10 protein-coding genes are annotated in these 20,609 nt (G+C 39.7%); 7 read left to right on the forward strand and 3 right to left on the reverse strand.

Annotated elements, in window-relative coordinates:
• The 7 genes from R3X28_RS05400 to R3X28_RS05430 form a co-directional block, all read left to right on the forward strand.
• The coding region (locus R3X28_RS05400) for a DUF4861 domain-containing protein (RefSeq protein WP_317663083.1) at positions 1-1,229 on the forward strand (1,229 nt) is incomplete at its 5' end.
• A gap of 365 nt (positions 1,230-1,594) precedes the next feature.
• Entirely contained in the window at positions 1,595-2,896 is a 1,302-nt protein-coding gene (locus R3X28_RS05405) for a sugar phosphate isomerase/epimerase family protein (protein WP_317663085.1), read from the forward strand.
• Positions 2,897-2,915: 19 nt separating this feature from the next.
• Complete coding sequence (locus R3X28_RS05410) at positions 2,916-3,692, forward strand: ThuA domain-containing protein (RefSeq protein ID WP_317663087.1); 777 nt, start codon at positions 2,916-2,918, stop codon at positions 3,690-3,692.
• Between the two features lie 118 nt (positions 3,693-3,810).
• Entirely contained in the window at positions 3,811-4,740 is a 930-nt protein-coding gene (locus R3X28_RS05415) for a gluconolaconase (protein ID WP_317663089.1), read from the forward strand.
• Positions 4,741-5,139: 399 nt separating this feature from the next.
• On the forward strand, positions 5,140-6,285 hold the full coding sequence (locus R3X28_RS05420) for a helix-turn-helix domain-containing protein (RefSeq protein WP_317663091.1): 1,146 nt from the start codon (positions 5,140-5,142) through the stop codon (positions 6,283-6,285).
• A gap of 610 nt (positions 6,286-6,895) precedes the next feature.
• A complete protein-coding gene (locus tag R3X28_RS05425) occupies positions 6,896-12,949 on the forward strand; it encodes a BspA family leucine-rich repeat surface protein (protein ID WP_317663093.1) in 6,054 nt (2,017 codons plus the stop codon).
• Between the two features lie 99 nt (positions 12,950-13,048).
• Positions 13,049-13,972 carry a type IX secretion system membrane protein PorP/SprF gene (locus tag R3X28_RS05430; protein ID WP_317663095.1) on the forward strand — a complete coding sequence of 308 codons (924 nt, stop codon included), beginning with the start codon at positions 13,049-13,051 and terminating at the stop codon, positions 13,970-13,972.
• 507 nt (positions 13,973-14,479) lie between these two features.
• Here the strand turns inward: R3X28_RS05430 and R3X28_RS05435 are convergent.
• From R3X28_RS05435 to R3X28_RS05445, 3 genes are read right to left on the reverse strand one after another with little or no spacing between them, the layout of a single operon-like run.
• The gene (locus tag R3X28_RS05435) at positions 14,480-15,091 is read right to left on the reverse strand and encodes a TetR/AcrR family transcriptional regulator (RefSeq protein ID WP_317663097.1); all 612 of its coding nucleotides are present in this window, start codon (positions 15,089-15,091) and stop codon (positions 14,480-14,482) included.
• Between the two features lie 5 nt (positions 15,092-15,096).
• Entirely contained in the window at positions 15,097-19,509 is a 4,413-nt protein-coding gene (locus R3X28_RS05440; protein WP_317663099.1) for an efflux RND transporter permease subunit, read from the reverse strand.
• A 21-nt stretch (positions 19,510-19,530) separates the two neighbouring features.
• Positions 19,531-20,547, reverse strand: coding sequence for an efflux RND transporter periplasmic adaptor subunit (locus tag R3X28_RS05445; RefSeq protein WP_317663101.1), 1,017 nt, complete (start codon positions 20,545-20,547; stop codon positions 19,531-19,533).
• Between the last annotated feature and the right edge of the window lie 62 nt (positions 20,548-20,609).

Here is a 20,609-nt window from a genome sequence, read left to right on the forward strand (position 1 = left end):
CATTGGTAAACCATCAAACGAATAATACAATGAAAGTAACCCGTAATAAAAGTTTTATTTATTTAGTCCTGGCCTGTTTGGTTGCAGTTGCTTGTACCCAAAAACCTGAGGCATTGCCGAAGTTCATGGTAACGAATGACCTTAATATGGATCGCTCGTTCGAAACCGTGGAAATTGAACTAAAGGATATAAAATCTGAAGGGGAAACTCTTGATACTTCCAAAAACTACACCATTATCGATGCGGAAACGAAGAAAGAACAAGTTTCCCAGTTAAGCGATACCGATGGGGACGGTACCCCCGATGTTTTGTTGTTTCAGCCAGAAATAAAAGCGAATTCGACTAAAACTTATGAAGTTGTTTTAAAGGAAGATCAGTCTCATAAAGATACGATTCCAAGCTGCTACTCCCGATTTGTACCTGAAAGAACCGATGATTATGCTTGGGAGAATAATCGGGTAGCCTTTAGGACCTACGGTCCCGTAGCCCAAAAGATGATCGAGGAGAATGTTCCGGGAGGAACCCTATCCAGTGGCATTGATGCTTGGCTGAAAAGGGTAGATTACCCCATTATCAACCGATGGTATAAAAAAGAATTGGAAACCGAAGGTACGTACCATGAGGATACCGGTGAGGGCTTGGACAATTTTCACGTCGGTTCCAGTAGAGGGGTAGGCGGTATAGCGGTAAAGGTTGATACTACCTACAGTTTCTCAAAGAATTTCACTAAGTGGAAGACGTTGGAAACCGGTCCCATACGTACAAGTTTTTGGTTGGATTATGCCCCTTGGCAAGCTGGTGATAAAACTATTTCGGAACGAAAATACATATCACTCGATTATGGTAGTAACCTATCCAAGTTCGTTATTGAGGTCACCGGAACCGATGAGGTTTCAGTAGGGCTAACCTCCCATGAAAAAGACGGGGAAATAAGTACCCAAGTGAATCAAGGTTGGGTAAGCTACTGGGAACCACATGGCGATTCTGAAATAGGAACGGGAATTGTTGCCGCTGAGGGCACTATGACCGCCTATGATAACTATATAACCAACAAAACGGATCAGAGCAATTTATTTGCCCAATTAGGGGTTGCTGATGGCCGCGTAACGTATTACGCAGGTTTTGGTTGGAAAAAAAGTGGACAATTTACCACTAAGGAAAATTGGAATACTTACCTAAAGGATTTTGCCCAAAAAATCAATAATCCTTTAAAAATCAGTAAATTATAGTATTTGTAAATAGCGGCCTTGACACAAAAGTTGATTTCGATTCTCTTGGCCGCTATTTTTATATATCTTCTTTTGAGAAGGAGGTTTTAAAAGTTTTGTTATTTTACAATAAACCCCATGTTGATCCTCCCGGCCAAGAAAAAGGTTAGGGCTTATCCTTTCCGTTGAACATGGGTTTGTTATTGAAACGTTTTGGTTCCCTTCACATCGATTCCGGATTTGGGATACTGATAAATTATTGGGTAAAACCATAATTCATTCGTACAATGCATCAAAAGTGCTATTCTTTGCTTCCGTTCTCCTAGAATGGCATTATGATAAATCGATATTTTTGATTGTATTATGTATGTATAAAACAATTTATGATGAGTTTATCGATTTCTCCCTTGAACAATCGTTTTATAATTTCCATTATTTTCATTTCTTTTTTTATTGCCACTCTTTTTTCCCAAAAACCATTGGAACATCAAAAAGATATGTTACATCAGTATTCTGGAGTTTGGTATAGCAGTATTGATGCCCAAACGGACAGTATCGCTTCCAATCCATTACTTAGGATGACCAACACCCCAACAATGGATAAAAGTGCCATGTTCGTTAATGTGGAGCAATGGGAAGATGGCGACTATGATTTTATACTTTCAGAATTCATAGGGTATGATATTAAGACCAATGCAATAATAGCAACGGGTCAAAATGGGTTGGGGGAAATGTTCCATGGTGAAGGAAGCTTTTCAAATCCGAACAATTGGCATATGGAAGATACCGATATGCTTGATAACAAAATCTTGCTAGTCGACTTTAAATTCTATGATCAAACCGATGTATTGGTAACAGGTACAACGCCAGAACATAAAGAACTTTGGTCTACCCGATACGTTAAACAGAATCCCAAGGACAAGAATATCGGTATCCAATTGGTTTCCGCACATAAGCAAATGCAGTTGGATCCAGAAAAAACCTTACGGTTATTAGATCGGTTTGGTTATAGTTTTATAGAGACATTTGTTTATAAAGACCGTGGTTTTTATGGGTTTTCCCCGAGTGAATTTAAAAAAATGGTAAACGACAATCATTTGAAATTCAAAGGGTCCATGACTTTTTATGATTTGCCAAAAAATGCGGAAGACTGGGACAATGCATTGCAATGGTGGGCCAATTGTATTGATGACCATTTGGAGGCCGGGGTTGAATATTTGACCACCTCCAATACCAATTTGAAAAATCTGGATTCTCTAGAAGAATTAAGGGCCTACTGTCACTATTATAACATCATTGGTAAAATGTGTGCGGAAAAAGGATTGAAGTTTGCCTATCACAACCATGCAGATGAATTTCTAAAAATAGAAGGAAAGACTATGTATGACTTTCTCTTAAAAAACACCGATTCTGAGGTGGTATCCTTTCAGGCAGACCTCTATTGGATGCATGTGGGTAAGGCCGACCCTGTCGATTATTTAAAGGCATTTCCAGGAAGGTTTTTTAGCTGGCACGTTAAAGATTACCAAGAACTCGGGGAAAGCGGTAAGATGGATTTTACCCGTTATTTTGAATATGCGGGTATTGCTGGCCTTCAATATGTAGTTGCCGAGGTGGAAGATTATAATTTTCCACCACTTTTTAGTGTGGAACGCGCTTGGAGCTATCTTTACTACTCTATTTTGTAAATTGTAAATCCTTAAATCAATGTACTATCCTAACAAAAAGAACATTTTTTCGATTATATTCCTTATGGCTTTTATTAATGGGGCTTGGGCCCAAGATCAGTTTAAAGTTTTATTGTATACTAGGCAAGATGCCTGGCATTACGAAAGCATTCCGACAGCCATTGAAGCTTTCAGAAAGATGTCGGATCAACATCAATTCGATTTTTCATGGACCCAAAATGCAGATGATCTTACCCAAGACCTTTCGTCTTATGGTGCGGTAGTCTTCTTAAATGCAAATGCAGATATCTTAACACAGGAACAGTTGGCCGGACTTAAAACTTATATGAATGCCGGCGGCGGATTTGTGGGTATTCATGCCTGTTCCAATGGGGATATAAGAAAACCTTGGTTCGATAAACTTATTGGAGGGGTGTTTAAGGATCATCCAAAATTACAAACGGGTATAGTGCAAAATGTGGCACCATTGTTTCCTTCCAATCTACATTTGCCCGAACAATTTCTTTGGAGCGATGAATGGTATAATTTTACCCATTTACAAAGTCAAGCTATGCGTGTGGTGCTCACCGTTGATGAAAGTTCTTACGACCCTGCGATGGGTTATAATGAAACACCACTTACGGGGATGGGTAAAGTACACCCAGTGGCTTGGTATCAAGAGTATGATGGTGGCCGTTCTTTTTACACATCTTTAGGGCACAAACCAGAAGTTTTTTTAAGCCAAATGTTCTTAGACCATATTTATGGCGGACTCTATTGGGTTGTAAATGGCAAAAAGGCGAATAATGAACATTGAAAAATAGGCAAATTACCTACTTTTATAAAGAAGGTGGTTCGGGATGGTCTAATTTGATTTATGACGGTATGAGTACCCAAGGATAAAATGTCTATTAATAGTAAGTAAACATAAAACCATGAAAACTTTAAAAATGCGGTTTAAAGCAAAAACAATGTCAATCAATTTTTATCTATTGTTGCTGTGTTTAACATTTGGCTATGGCCAAGCACCCCAAATTACCTTCCCTATAGAAGTAGGGGTGAAACCGGAAAGTATAACCAAAGGTTTTAAGGGTAACTATTATGTGACCATAATGAACGGCAAAGAAGAAGGGGATGGTGAGGTGGTTGAAATTTCCGAGGATGGTGTTAAGGTATTCTCAACAGGTTTTAATGAACCAAAAGGAATCGTTTATTTGGACGGTCATCTTTACTTTTCCGATATCAACCGTATTTGGAAAGTTGATGAAAACGGCAAGGCAACTATTTTTGTATCTAAAGACCAATTTCCCGTAGAAGCCTTATATCTTAATGATGTCTCGTTGGATGCGGATAAAAAAGGAATTTACGTTGCGGATATGGGGGCTTCAAATTATATGCGTGATGAAAATGGCGATCTTTGGCCTTTGGAAAGTGAGCAGGCCAAAAAAATACCCCAAGTAGGGCGCATCTTCCATATTTCCAAAGACGGCAAAATTACCATTGAGCAAGATACTTCCCCGTTAATGTTAAACCCAAATGGGGTAGGGGTCGATAACAATGGAAACATTATGGTCAGTGCTTTTTTTCTTGGTAATTTATTGGTGCATAAAGATGGCGAATTCAGACCATTGAAAGGGCTTTTTCGGGGAGGTGATGCGGTAGAACAGGATAGTAAGGGAAATTATTATATAAGTAGTTGGGTACAAGGTAAGGTCTGGAAAATAAATGGGGAAACGGAAGAGGCCGAAGTGTTGGTGGAAGGTCTTCAGTCCGCCGCGGATTTTTATTTGGAAGAGGCCAATGGCCGATTATTATTGCCAGATATGAAGGCTGGTTTAATTTATTCGGTGGATATTGAAAAGTAAGAAGACACTAACAAAGGTTTTACTTTTAAATCACAATTTATTGTAATTGGCTTGTTTTTAGATATTTAGGAGAGCTGTGATTAGGCTGATTATATGCTTACCTATATAAAAGCCAATATTCGATATAATAGATAGCTAAAAGCTGTTCAGTTCAACGGGATATTACTTTAAGGTATAAAAAGGTTTGTCGATTATGTGTTTTGTCAAATTCAAATGAAAGAAACAGCATACATTTTCGCGTTTTGATATTTATGGAGATTGTTTTTTATACGATTGGGGTTTTAGTAAACCGAATTCGGTAAAACAAAAAAACGGAAATAAAATGTTAGGGGTAGTTTGTTTACATTGAAAAAAAATTAATTTTACGATTATTACCACGAATATGTAATAACCTACAATTTGCAAAATATTTTCTTAGTTCTTGGTGTTTTCGGAATGGTATTGGCAATTTCCTTTTTTGCCAGAAAGTCCGTTAATAGATATTCCACCTTCTTTTTGGGGGCGTTTTATGCGATATTCTCTATTTATACATTTCAAACCTACGTTATTGAATCCGGTTTACTGTTGAAGTTTAAATGGTTCTACGTATGGCCACTGCCTTTGTATAATTTAATAGCCGTACCCATATTTTTTTATTTTTTAACCCTGATCAAAGATGAATTTGTTTGGCGTTGGAGGTATTTGCTAGTGTTTATACCCTTTATAATCGGTTTTGTTGATGTTGTGAATGTTTATGCCAAACCACAAGAGGTATATGATGTTATTATTGAAAATGCGTATGCAAAACCAGAGGAAAGACTTGACGTGCAATATGGATTGTTTAATATAAACCAACATTATGCAATGCGCTTTCTATGGCAGTTTTTAGCCTTGATCAGTCTATTGCCTTTATTGTTGGATTTTATTCGAAACTTATTGAAGGAAAAAGATCGTAAGTTGCTTATTTGGGTAATTTCCTTATATGTCCTATTTATTTTAATGTCCTTATTGGCGACAATGTTCGCATTTGAAAAATTGCTGAAGATCGATTTCTTACGTTCTTCGGGACCAATTTTACAAACCGTCAATTTTGTATTTTATGTGGTCCTATTTGCCATAGGTATAATGCCCATATATTTTCCTTCAATTTTGTACGGGTATCCTAGGAGCAAAAAAACCAGAACAGTATTATCAACTGCACCGAAGCAAGAAGAATTGAAGTTCGGGTTGGATGTTGATGTATTGTTAAGTCAGTTAAATGGTATAAAAGAAAGTGGGGCGTTCTATGAACAGGATTTTGATTTGACAAGTTGTGCCAAGGCATTGGAAATACCTACACACCATTTATCCTATTTTCTAAATCAGCAATTAGGGCTCAGTTTTTCGGCGTATAGGAACAATGTGCGAATAGAAAAAGGAAAGAAACTTATTATCCTCGGTTATTTAGAGAGGAATACCATGGAGGCCCTTGCACAGCAATGTGGTTTTGCCAATAGAAGTTCTTTTAGCAAGACGTTTAAAAAGGTTACTACGATGAACGTTACGGAATTCAGCTCAAATAGTTGATAGAAAAACATTCTTTTTTTGGCATGAATACAGTCGAGGTTTGTCAGGTCGAGCGCAGTTGGGGTTTGTCAGGTCGAGCGCAGTCGATTTATGTCAGGTCGAGCGCAGTCGAGACCTAAATAACCAACTAAAAACTATCATAAAAATTACCATATTAAATGAGATAAGACCAATGATTTTTGCTCTGGAATCGAAACAATGCCCTTGGATTATCATACGGTTCCACTTAAAAAAACACGTCATTTAACTCATTTTTGTCGCTCATTCACCTATTTGTGTGTCCAAATCGTATTTGGACACATATTTAAAGATAATTTTTTAAGACATCGAGGTCATAAAAATATTCCTTTTTTACATGCAGTTTAATAGTCATTTAAATTACTTGTTTACAAGTAATTATATTGTAAGAAACTTCTTTCTTTCTTTTCTTTTTATGGGCCGTTAACGGTGTCCAAATCGTATGTAGGCCCATATTCGCCAAGTTCCCTATATATCATTCTCTTTCATGCTCCGTTCTAAACCCATCAGAAATAAATATCGGCATTTTCCTACATAGAATGTAAAGTCGATAAAGTATGTACAAATCAATTATCAACCAATTAAATTATTTATGAAAAAGAAATTTACACATCCCTTACTTATCCTGCTAGCGTTTTTAAGCTTCGGATTTTTACAGGCACAAGATGCATTTATTACCACCTGGAAAACGGATAATACCTCTTACCAATCTACGGATGACAATCAAATTACCATTCCCACAGGTGATGGCGCATTTGCCTATACGGTGGATTGGGGCGATGGTACTAACGATACTGCGGTATATACGGGTGATGCCACCCATACTTATGCAACAGCAGGCACCTATACGGTAAGTATCAGTGGAGATTTTCCTCATTTAAAATTTCCCTTTTATGGCGATAATGAAAAACTACTTTCTGTAGTACAGTGGGGAACCCAACAATGGGGCTCTATGCAGGAGGCTTTTAAAAGATGTGGAAACCTTGTGCTAAATGCTACAGATGTGCCGGATCTTTCTTTAGTTGCCAATATGAGTCAAATGTTTTATCAGGCTACTTCTTTTAATCAAAATATTAGTAGTTGGAATGTAAGCAACGTAACTGATATGGAGAAAATGTTTTACCATGCAACTTCATTTAACCAAGATATTGGCAGTTGGGATGTAAGTAGCGTAACCACTATGTCCGAAATGTTTTACTATGCAACTGCATTTAACCAAGATATTGGCAGTTGGGATGTAGGTAGCGTAGCCGATATGTCTGGAATGTTTTACAAGGCTTCTGCTTTTAACCAAAATATTGGTGGTTGGGATGTAAGTCTCGTACAAGATATGTCCGGTATGTTCGCAGATGCTATTCTCTTTAATCAGGATATCGGTAATTGGGATGTAAGCTCAGTCAGATTAATGGGAACATATTTGGATGTCATGACGGAACATATTGAGACCTATAAGGGAATGTTTGAAGGGGCAACAGATTTTAATCAAAATATTGGCAATTGGAATGTTAGCAATGTAGTTGGTATGGGCGGAATGTTCGCAGACGCAACTAACTTTAATCAGGATATCAGCGGATGGGCTGTAAGTAACGTAGTTACTTTTGGAAGTGTTCAAGATCCAATAAGGTTTGAAGACCCTTACTTTCCAGAGGAAGAATTTCTGATCGGTAAAGGTATGTTCGAAGAGGCTTCTGCTTTTGATCAAAACCTCGGGAATTGGGATATTAGTAATGTTTCCCATATGAAACGCATGTTTCAAGGAGCAAAACTTTCCATAACAAATTACGACAACACCCTAATTGGCTGGAGTACTTTAGATACAGCCGCAGGGGAAAGACAAATACCACTAAATATTACATTCAATGGCGGTAATAGCACCTATTGTGCTGGAGCATCAGCAAGACAATCTTTAATTGACACCTATGGGTGGACGATTAACGATGGGGGCAAGGATTGTTCTGAAACTGCCTTCGTCACCACTTGGAAAACCGATAATGAAGGGTCATCAAACGACAATCAAATTACCATACCCACCGGTGATGGTACATTTGCCTACACGGTGGATTGGGGCGATGGGACAACCGATACTGCAGTATATACGGGTGATGCCACCCATACCTATGCAGCTGAAGGCACCTACACGGTAAGCATCAGCGGGGTTTTTCCGCATTTAAAATTTCCGGATTCAGGGGATAATAAAAAATTACTTACCGTAGAACAATGGGGAGACCAGACATGGTTGAGTATGTACTATAGCTTTAGCGGGTGTACTAACCTTACTATTAACGCAGAAGACACCCCAGATCTTTCTTTGGTGACAGATATGGGAAGAATGTTTGCTAATGCAGGTTCCTTTAATAGTGATATAAGCAACTGGAATGTTAGCAATGTGACCAAAATGGGTCATATGTTCTATTTTGCCACATCGTTTAATCAAGATATCAGCAGTTGGGATGTGAGCAGTGTGACCGATATGAATCTAATGTTTTTTCGGGCATCATCTTTTAATCAAGATATCAGCAATTGGGATGTGGGTAATGTGAGTAACATGTACAGCATATTCGAAGCAGCATCGAATTTCGACCAAAATTTAGGAAGTTGGGATATAAGTAATGTAACGGATATGGAGTATTTCTTCGACGATACAAATATGTCAATGGAAAATTACGACAGCACCTTAATAGGCTGGAACACTTTGGATACAGCTGCCGGGGAAACACAAATACCAACAGACATTGTGTTTACAGCAAGACAAAGCAATTATTGTGAAGCAGCAACAGCACGGCAAGATTTAATTGACACCTATGGGTGGTCTATTACCGATGGCGGAGAGGATTGCCCCTTCTTGCCTTTTATCACCACTTGGAAAACGGAAAGTGCAAATGAACGGATTACCATCCCGGCCAATACATCAGAATACACCTACGCCTATACCGTAGATTGGGGTGATGGTTCTACGGATACTAGGGTTTATGAGAGTAGGGCAACCCACTACTATGATGATGAAGGTATTTATACCATAACGATTTCCGGTGTTTTTCCACATATTTATTTTGAAGGTATGACGCAACTTCTAACTATTGATCAATGGGGAAACCAACAATGGGCCAGTATGAACCGTAGTTTTTCGCTTTGTTCTAATTTGGAATATAATGCCACGGATGCGCCAGATCTTTCTTTGGTTACCGGTATGTATAAGATGTTCTACGAGGCAACTAAATTTAATGGGGATATCAGTGGTTGGGATGTGAGTAATGTTACCGATATGGGTTATATGTTTCATGGAGCATCAGAATTTAATCAAAATATTGGAGGCTGGGATGTAAGTGCTGTAACCAACATGGAATCTATGTTCCATATGGCAACTAAATTTAATGGGGATATAAGTGCTTGGGAGGTTTCTAATGTTACCAATATGGCGAGTATGTTCCGTAGTGCAGGAAATTTCAATCAGGATATTGGTTCCTGGGATGTGAGTAATGTTACCGATATGACTACTATGTTTTATATAGCAGAAGCATTTAACCAAGACATTGGCGGATGGAATGTAAGCAAGGTAACCAGTATGTCAGGTATGTTTTCCCAAACAACAGCTTTTAATCAAGATATCAGTAATTGGGATGTAGGCAATGTAACCATAATGGGAGGTATGTTTTACATGACAACGGCTTTTGACCAAAACCTGGGTAATTGGGATATAAGTAATGTAACCTCTATGGATTATATGTTCAAGAGCTCAACATTATCACAGGAGAACTACGATAAAACATTAATTGGCTGGAACACTTTGGATACAGTTGCCGGGGAAACACAAATACCAACAGGAATCATATTTAATGCCGATAATAGTACGTATTGTGAAGGAGAAACAGCAAGACAATCTTTAATTGATACCTATGGTTGGACGATTTTCGATGCCGGTGAGGGTTGCCCGGACATACCCTTTATCACCACTTGGAAAACCGATACTGCAAATGAGTCAATAACAATACCAATCTATGAATATGGAAATATTTACTATGCCTATACTGTGGATTGGGGCGATGGATCTAACGATACTAGAGTGTATGACAAATGGGTAGATGCCACCCATAAATATACAGCGGCAGGTACTTATACAGTAAGTATTAGTGGGGATTTTCCAAGGATATTTTCTAGTAATTCTGATAGTGATAATAGAAAGAAATTGCTTTCCGTAGAGCAATGGGGTAATCAAGAATGGATAAGTATGGCTTCAGCTTTTTCTGGTTGTGTTAATCTTGTTATCAATGCTACTGATGTGCCGGACCTTTCTTCGGTAACAGATATGCGTAGTATGTTTAGTAATTCCACTTCATTTAACGAAGACCTAAATGATTGGGATGTGTCCAATGTTACGAATATGGAAAATATGTTTACAGGGGCTTCGGCTTTCAATGGGGATATTAGCAATTGGAACGTTAGTAATGTTACCAATATGAATGAAATGTTTTATTATGCTTATGCATTTAATGGGGATATATCACAATGGGATGTAAGTAAGGTTACGAATATGGAGTCAATGTTTTACTATGCAACTGCATTTAACCAAGATATTGGCAGTTGGGATGTGAGTAGCGTGACAAATATGGCTAACATGTTCAATAATGCAAAAAGCTTTAATCAAGACTTAAATGATTGGGATGTGAGCAATGTTACTAGTATGTGGTCTATGTTTCATAGTGCTTATGATTTTAATGGCAAAATAGCTGATTGGGATGTAAGCAATGTGACCCTTATAGGTAGAATGTTTTACCGAGCAAGTACTTTTAACCAAGACCTAAATAATTGGGATGTGGGCAATATAATCAGTATGGAAAGTATGTTCTCCTTTGCAACAAAATTTAATGGAGACATCGGTGATTGGGATGTTTCTAATGTTACTTATATGACCTATATGTTCCATAGTGCAGAAAATTTCAATCAGGATATTGGTTCCTGGGAAGTCGGCAATGTTACAGATATGAGTCAAATGTTTAATAATTCGGGTTTCAATGGGAATATTGGTAATTGGGATGTGGGCAATGTAACTGATATGTCGGGAATGTTCTACTCTGCTTTAGCTTTTAATGGGGATATATCACAATGGGATGTGAGCAATGTTACTAATATGTGGTCTATGTTTGATGAGGCTTCGGATTTCAATCAGGATATTGGTAATTGGGACGTAGGCAATGTTACAGATATGAGGCAAATGTTTAATCGTTCCGGTTTATCAGCCACCAATTACGATAATATCTTAAATGGTTGGAGTGATTTGTCCCTGCAAAAAAATGTAAGTTTTAATGGTTATACCAGTTATTGTATAGGTGAAACCGCTCGCCAAAAAATTATCGATACCTACGGTTGGTTAATTTTCGATGCCGGTCTAAATTGTGACAATGTTGATTCGGATGAAGACGGTGTGTCAGATGATTTGGACAACTGTACAGATACCCCTGCTGGGGAAACCGTAGATGCCAATGGTTGTTCCGATTCCCAAAAAGATGCCGATACCGATGGTGATGGTACTCCTGATACGGAAGATGCTTTCCCATTGGATGAAAACGAAGATACCGACACCGACAATGATGGTACAGGAAACAATGCCGATACCGATGATGACGATGACGGCACCTTGGATACCGAAGATGCTTTTCCATTAGATGCAAGCGAAGATACCGATACCGATGGTGATGGTATGGGCGACAATGCCGATACCGATGACGATGATGATGGTGTTTTAGATGAAAACGATATCTGTGCCAATACACCGGTAAGCGAAACTGTAGATGCCAATGGGTGTTCCGATAGCCAAAAAGAGGCCGATAGCGATGAAGATGGTATCAACGATACCTTGGATATGTGTCCAGATACCCCAGCTGGCGAAACGGTAGACGCTGAAGGCTGTTCAGAGAGTCAAAAAGATTCCGATTTCGACGGGGTAAGCGATGCCGAGGACCAATGCCCCGATTCCCCGGAAGACGAGGCCGTGGATGCCAACGGATGTGCCGATAGCCAAAAGGATACGGACGGTGACGGTACTGCAGATGGGGAAGACACCGATGATGACAATGATGGCACCCCGGATACCGAAGACGCTTTCCCATTGGATGAAAACGAAGATACGGACACCGATGGCGATGGTACGGGCAACAATGCCGATACCGATGACGACAACGATGGCACTCTGGACACGGAAGATGCATTCCCATTGGATGCAGATGAAGATACCGACAACGATGGAGACGGAACAGGGGACAATGCCGATACGGATGACGACAACGATGGTTACACTGATGAGGATGAGCTGGATGAAAACACAGACCCTTTAGATCAGAACAGTTATCCGACAGATGAAGGTGCTGCCACCGAAGGGGCTACCTTGGTGCCCGCCCAGGCCTTTACCCCGAACGGCGATGGTATCAACGATGGTTGGGTCATAAACGGAATCGAAAATTACCCGAACTCAATCGTAAAAGTGTACAACCGATGGGGCCATGAGGTATTCTCGGCATTAGGTTACCAAAACGATTGGGGCGCTATTTATAACAATAAAAGCGAGAAGGTACCTACGGGATCCTACTATTACATCATTAACTTAAATGATGGTTCAGCACCACAGGACGGCTGGATTTTCATCAACTACTAATAAAAACAAAAAACCAATACTGTTGCATGGGTGAAGGTCGGGTCAGAATGTGTTCCCACAAAAAAACTCGGCCTTCATTAAACAACGAAAAAATATAATATGAGAAAAAACACGATCAAAACAACCGTTCTATGCTTACTGGGATTTTTAACACTGGTGAGTGTCATGGGGCAACAAGACCCCAACCGAGCTTTTTACCGTTATACGATGAACTTGGTGAATCCCGCCTATGCGGGTGCCGCTATGGGTGTTGAGGGTGTTGGGGTATCCCAGGGCACCGAAGTGGGGCTGAACATAAGGAGTCAATGGGTAAATGTAGAAGGTGCGCCGGAAAGCCAAAGTGTGTTTTTCGGGACCCCTATGGGCAAGAACCTGGGCTTGGGAATATCAATCATCAATGACCAAACGTTCATTGAGAAAAGTACATCCATAAATGTCGATGTATCCTATAAATTACAACTATCGGCGGTAACCGAACTCTATTTCGGGGTAAAGGCCGGGGCCAATTCCTATGATGCCAATCTTTCGGGTTTAACGACATTCGGTATTGGATCTGATCCAAATTTAAACAATATCGATGGTAGTTTTAAACCGAACATAGGTGCCGGGGCATTGCTCAAAGGGGAACGTTTTTTTGCTTCCCTTTCGGTACCGGCACTATTAAGTAATGATCGGTTAGAGGAAGAGGAAGGCGTGGCAACGTATGCAGCCGGTAAGCCACATGTGTATTTGGCCGGGGGATATGATTTTGAGCTTTCCAAGGGAATAATGTTCAAGCCCTCCACGATGTTCAGGTATGTAGAGGCTACCCCGCTTTCTGTGGATATTACGGCAGCGTTCAGTTTTAACGATAAGGTTGAGCTGGGCCCCACGTATAGGTATGAAGAAGGAATTGGGGGATTGTTTATCTTTAATGCGGCCAATTGGATCAATATGGGCTATGCCTATGAGGCACCGTTCGACAATGAGATCGCGTCACAATCGAACGGTACACACGAGGTATTCATTAAATTGAGGATGTGATCCAAAAGAGGGAAAGGTTTCCTGGGCTATGAACGTAGTCCAGGTTTCTGTGTTTGGGCTGGTCGGAAAGAGGTCTCGACTGCGCTCGACCGGACAGGGGTATATAAATGTGGCTTTTAGCGCACCAATGATAACGACCATATCAATAGTAATCCAAAAAACAAGGCAAGAATTGTTAGGCAGGCATAGTCGAGGTATGTCAAGTCGAGGTATGTCAAGTCGAGCGCAGTCGGGGTTTGTCAGGTCGAGCGCAGTCGTGGTTTGTCAGGTCGAGCGCAGTCGAGACCTCATGGGTATGATTTTCATTTTCACTGACCGGACAGGGTCACCAATAATTTTTAGCTATGCTTCTTATCAAATATCCAAGTCAAGGTTTGTCAGGTCGAGCGCAGTCGAGACCTAAAAAGGTCAAAAATAAAAAACAAAACCCCTTGTATGATTAGAATACAAGGGGTTTTTATCAGGTAAAAGTTTTGGGTAAGTATGTTATAAATTCTACAAGATGGTTTATGAGTTCTGTGCATTTAACTCATCCAATCCTCCCACTGTTACCAATCTATGCATCAATAGCTTTCCAAAAAAATCCAACGTTCCGTATGTATTTTCAATATGGGCGAGTGAATTTTCGCTAAAAATGTAGCTTAACATGTTCAAAACGGATTGGCTCATTTCTTCCTGGTCCAAATCTTGCTTATAAAGCCCTTCTAGTTGGCCTCTTTTTATATTTTTAAGGAAGAAAGGTAGTATGATTTCATTGTTGATATTCGAATATTTTACATAGAATATTAGTTCAGAGCGCTTTAAATCCCTTAAGAAAGTAGGTGAATAAGAGGATATTACTTCTTTGTAGTACATAAAAAACCAATGGAGTTCTACAACGGCATTTTTCGACTTCATGGTAATATCCTCTAAATTTTCTTGGAACCTTGTAATTTTTATTCCGATAATTTGATTAATGAGATCGGCCTTATTCTGGAAATATTTATAAACGGTCCTTTTTGAAACGCCACATTCATTTGCTATATCATCCATCGATAAGCTTTGGGTCCCATATTTTGTAAACAAGAGGGTTGCCTTCTTCAAGATGATGTCTTTTTTACCAAAGATTGTCGTTTCCATATCATTTACTGATTTAATTGCCCGATACTTTTGAAATATGTTGCCTTGCGAATATTGTAGTTGGCCTTTGCATCAATCAAGTCGGAATAGGCTTGTTGCCAAAGTACTTGGGCTTCCAAGACCTTACTGCCATTAACAGTTCCGGCATCAAACCTATCTTGATGTAGTTTCAGGTTTTCATCAGCTTGTTCCAATGATTTTTTCGCAATTTCGACTCTTTTTATAGCCTGATTCAGCTCTAAATTGGCGTTTTGAATTTCAATTGTGACCAATTCTTTTGTCTGTTCCAACTCGGCCTTTTGGGCCTCAACCTTAAAACGTTGTTCTTTTACCCGTTGTTTTCTTCCTCCCCAATCAAAAATGGGAATGTTCAAACTTGCCAATCCCACAAAGTTGGTTAAATCATCTTCGCCCTGAGTGGCATCTATATTATCACCGTACGTATAGGACTCGGATAGGCTTACACCAAGGGTAGGTTTTCTTTCTGCTTTCAACAAATCCGTTTGAAGGTTTCCAATTTCAACAGCGTTTTCCATCATAGCGATTTCAGGTCGATTTTCCACTGCAGACGAGATCATAGCTTCTTCTATCAAAATTGCTTCTTCGTTTATGGTGCCGTTCACATCAAAATGGGTGTTTTCCAATCCGGTCAATTGCGCCATCCGTAATTTGAGCATTTGTAGATTGTCATTGGCTATGGTCAGGTTCAACTCTGCCTGATTCGCTTCTACCTGCACTTCCAGTAAGTCATTTTTATAGGATAATCCGGCTTCAAACAGGTTAGTGAGATCGACCAATAATTCTTTCAACAACTTTTGATATTTCTGGGCCAATTCTACCTTTCCTTTTACATTGACCAATTGCCAATAAGTTGTTTCCACATCTAACAGCACCTCACTTTGTGTCAATTTCTTTTTCGAAGTTTGAAGATCAACGGCTGTATGGGCTAATTTCTTGGCTTTATTGATCCTGCCCCCTGCATATACCACTTGGGACACCCCAACTGAAGAATATAACATGGTATTCGGCAGTAAGTCCATAGGAATGTTATCAATATATATTCCATAAGCATTTGCCTCAATTGACGGTTTATCCATTGTTTTTGTAGCCTTTAGGGCGGCTCCGGCCGCATCTAACGAGTACTGTTCCTTAGCTATCTCTTTATTATTCTCAATCGCCAAAGCCTTTACATCGTCTAGACTCAGCTGTTGCTCTTGACCATAACCGATTTGTAACACAAACATGAAAAGGATTGCAGGCAGTATTTTTGATAATTTCATTTTCAACATTCCGAAACTTGGTTTGTATAAAATTTTCTTCACCTTTGGGCGATCATGTGTTCGTGGGTATTCTTTTTTGGCAAACTTGTAATATAGGATCGGAACTATGAACAAGGTCAAGACCATAGAGACAATCAATCCGACAGCCAAAACACTACCCAACGGAGCCCAAAGTGGGGACTTGCCCACAATCATGGGAATTACCCCTACTGCGGCAGCTGCGGAGGTCAAGAAAATTGGGCGCATTCTTCTTTTACCAGCGGCTTTGGCAGCTCCTTTAATGGAATAGTTATGGTCTATGGCGAGTTCGTCGGCATAATCCACCAGAATTATTCCGTTCCTTACCACAATACCGATTAAACTGATAACACCCATAAAGGCCGTAAATCCAAACGGATTTCCAGTAAGTTGTAATCCAAGGAAAGCACCGAGTAGGCTCAAGGGGAAGGTGGCCAAAACAATAAGGACCCGCGTAAAATTTTTGAACTGGAACAATAAGACCAAAAATATCAGAACTAGGCTAACAGCCAAAGAGGTTGCCATTTGTGGCATTGTTTCAGACGAACTTTCGTATTCGCCCCCGTAATTAAGGGTTATTCCTTCGGGCAATTCAAGATTGTCTATAGAGGGTTTTATTTTTTTTAGAATGTTAGAGGCCTTTATTCCCATTTGGGTCTCGGTTTGTACGGTCAAGGTCCTTAACCCATTTCTTCTGGCAATAACACCAGTGTGCCATTCAGGGGAAATCGAAGCAATTTCTTTTAACGGTATTTTGGTCCCGTAAAGGGTAGGAATACTTACTTCACCGACATCATCGATGTCATTTCTGTTTTCAACATCCAAACGCAGTAGAATATCAATTGGTTTATCGCCCTCGTATAATGTTGAAACTGGATAGCCACTTAAGCCGGCCCCTAAGGTTTGTGATACCATGGCATTGGTAACCCCGACCCGATTGGCTTTGTTATCGTCTAAATTTACATTAATACCGAAGTAATCGTCTTGATATGTGGTTCTGACCCAGTTCGTTCCCTCTGCATTTTCCAGAATGGTTTTTACCTGTTCGGCGACCTTTTTTTGATCGTTCATATCTTCCCCTACAATACGAATCTCTATAGGGGCAGGTGATTCTTTAAGTGCTAATTGCCGCACCCTTATATATCCGTCAGGAATATAGCCGTCAAATTTTTTCAAATATTCATGGGCCAACTCATCGGTTTCATCATTGCCTATTGTGGTAATGAAAATCTGTGCAAAATTCTCACGGGGAACTTCGGGGGCGTAGGTAGTATGGAAACGTGGGGAACTTGTGCCGACAAAACTGGCCACAGTAACTATGCGCTCATCATCTCTTATTTCTTTTTCGATTCGGTTGACCACTTTTTCGGTTTCTTTTAACGGGTAACCATTGGGCAACCAAACTTCAATATTGAACTGGTTTCTTTCGGCTGTCGGGAACAGTTCCTGTTCGGTGTTTCCGGCAATGATGAATGCCATTATAATTGAAACTATACCAAAGGCCAATGTAATATTAGGATGGCGAAAACTATAATCAAGCCAATTATTAAAACGGGATTGTATGCGATCAAGTAATGATAATTTTGGGGGTCGTTCACTTACCTTGTGTTTCAATCCTTTTTTGATAGATACATAACACATGTACGGCGTTAATAAAAGGGCAACTAAGAAAGAAGTGACCAAGGCGATAGCAACCGCTATGGGTAATGATTGTATAAATTCCTTGGCCAAACCATTCAAGAAAAGGGCTAAAGGTAGAAACGCGAATATGATGGCCAAGGTTGCCGTGAAGATTGGGACCATCAATTGGGTAGCAGCTTGCCAAGCGGCCGTCCAATTATCAATACCCTCATCAAGTTTTTCAATATAATTATCGACTACCACAATAGCATTGTCAACCACCATTCCTAGCACAATGATCAAAGCGGCAAGGGAAACCTGATGGATTTCTATACCTATCATGTTCAATATTCCGAAAGTGATGATAATGGCAATGGGACAGGCCAAGGCCGATACAACGGCAACCCTGAATGGTAATAAAAGGATTACCACTATGATTACGGAGGAAATGGCGATAATGAATTCCAGCATAAAATGATTTATGCTTTCTTTTACGACCTCAGGCTGGTTTACAATGGTTTTAATTTGAACATCTTGGGGTAAATGCTGCTTTATTTCGCTTATTTTTTCTTCGACTTTTTCTCCGAATTTCACGATATTATTTCCGGGCTGCATTTCAACCGACAGCATGGTGACACGTTGGTTGTCTACTTGAATGTAGCTTTCCTCTTCTTCGTATTTGCGTTCTATGGTCGCTATATCCTTCAAACGGATTATTTTACCCATTGGGTCACTAAAAACAATTTGATTACCCAGGGCCGTTGCGTTTTTGTATTGATTTTTCGCAAATACATTGGCATTTACATGCTGTAATTTTATTTCTCCGGCATACCCGGTAGCATTCTGGGTCTGGATAATCTGTGCTATATTGGAGATGTCTATCCCATATTGTTTTAGCTTTTCATTATTCAGGGTTACATAAATCTGTTCTTTCTGTTCGCCATACCGATTTATTTTTGATGTTTCATCAATGGTTTTCAGTCCGTCTTCCAACTTGTCCAAATAGGACTCTATTTCTGCATAGCTTCTACCGGGAGCTGAAACGGTGATCATTTGTGCGACTACATCACCAAAATTGCTGTTTACGATAGGCCCGACAATTCCATTTGGCAGGGTATAGTTCATACGGAAAGTGGTGTTCAATCCATTTTGTAAAGTAGCCCAAAACCTGTCGGTATCCTTGACGTTTTCATTCAATTCAACGGTAATGACCACTTGTCCGGCTTTTGTATCCGAAATGGTTTCATCTTTTTTCACTTCCTCAAAACTGAAGAGGTATTGTTCTATTTTTTCAGTGAGCTGTTGCTCTACCTGAAGTTCATCGGCCCCAGGGTATGCGGCAATGACCAATCCCTTTCTGACCGTGATCTCCGGGTCTTCACTACGTGGCATTGTGAACAGTGAATAGAGACCAAAAACCATTAAAAGCAGTGTAAGCACAATGGTTACCTCTCGGTATTTCATTGCTGCTTCTATAAAATTTATCTTTACATTCCTCATTGTACGATTACTTTGCTTGAATTAGAAGGTTACTTTCTGACCATCTTTTACAGAGGTATATCCTTTAGAAATCAATAGGTCACCTACAGATAGACCTTCAGTGATTATTACCTCGTTTCCCTTGAAGTTACCCGTGTCTACGCGTTTTTTGATCGCCTTGTTATTTTCAACGATATAGGCGTAGGTGATATCATTTACATCACGTACAATCGTCTGCACGGGTATGCTGATAACCTCTTTAGGGTTATCGGTATTTATTTTGATGGCCGAAATCATTCCGGGAAGCAGAAGGTTTTCAGTATTGTTCAATCTAACCTTTACGTTGAAGGTCCTTGTGAGTGCATCGGCACTATGGTTAACGATGGCGACATTTCCTTTAAAGGTTTTGTTCATTGAAGGAATTTCGACCAAGGCCTCCGAACCTACTTTCAATTTTGAGATTTCCGATTCGCTAATAGATGCCTTTGCGTACACCTTATCGGTTTTCATTACTGTAAAAGCTGGCACTCCTGGGGCGGCCGTAGCACCTATTTCGGTAAGTTTTGCTGTAATCATTCCAGAAAAAGGGGCATATAATCTCGTGTCCGATAAATTTTTGGCAGCCATGTTCTTATTGGCATTGGCCTGGGCCACACCTACCTTTACGGCAATATAATCCCGTTCGGGTAAGCTACCTTTTGTATAAAGTTCATTTAAGCGTTTATAATTGTCATTGGCAAGTTCAAGTCCGGCATCGGCTATGTCATAGGCATTTTTATACGATGTGTCATCGATTGTGGCGAGTAGTTGGCCTTTTTTTACTTTCTGTCCTTCCTGGACATAAATATCCGCGACCCTTCCGGCAACTGAAAATCCTAAAGAAACCGTATTGTCGGCTTCTATGGTTCCGCTATAGTGCAAGGTCTCATTTTCAAGGTTCGAAGCTATTTTTGTGACTTCAACTTTATGAGCTTTTTGTTCTTTTACTTCTTCTTTCTTTTCAGAACAGCTGCATAATATAAGTGCCGTTATTATAAAAAATAAGTGATGGACTTTCATTTTAAAATTACTTTTTTAGTTTAGAGCTTTGTGATTTATTGAAAAATTAAGGCACAAAATTG

This window comes from Maribacter sp. TH_r10, from assembly GCF_033101095.1.
In the GTDB taxonomy this organism is placed as follows: Bacteria; Bacteroidota; Bacteroidia; order Flavobacteriales; family Flavobacteriaceae; genus Maribacter_A; species Maribacter_A luteus.

Coding starts and splice junctions, on each gene's coding strand:
- R3X28_RS05405 (WP_317663085.1), top strand. CDS start 1,595: ATGAGTTTATCGATTTCTCCCTTGAACAATCGTTTTATAATTTCCATT.
- R3X28_RS05410 (WP_317663087.1), top strand. CDS start 2,916: ATGTACTATCCTAACAAAAAGAACATTTTTTCGATTATATTCCTTATG.
- R3X28_RS05415 (WP_317663089.1), top strand. CDS start 3,811: ATGAAAACTTTAAAAATGCGGTTTAAAGCAAAAACAATGTCAATCAAT.
- R3X28_RS05425 (WP_317663093.1), top strand. CDS start 6,896: ATGAAAAAGAAATTTACACATCCCTTACTTATCCTGCTAGCGTTTTTA.
- R3X28_RS05430 (WP_317663095.1), top strand. CDS start 13,049: ATGAGAAAAAACACGATCAAAACAACCGTTCTATGCTTACTGGGATTT.
- R3X28_RS05435 (WP_317663097.1), bottom strand. CDS start 15,091: ATGGAAACGACAATCTTTGGTAAAAAAGACATCATCTTGAAGAAGGCA.
- R3X28_RS05440 (WP_317663099.1), bottom strand. CDS start 19,509: ATGAGGAATGTAAAGATAAATTTTATAGAAGCAGCAATGAAATACCGA.
- R3X28_RS05445 (WP_317663101.1), bottom strand. CDS start 20,547: ATGAAAGTCCATCACTTATTTTTTATAATAACGGCACTTATATTATGC.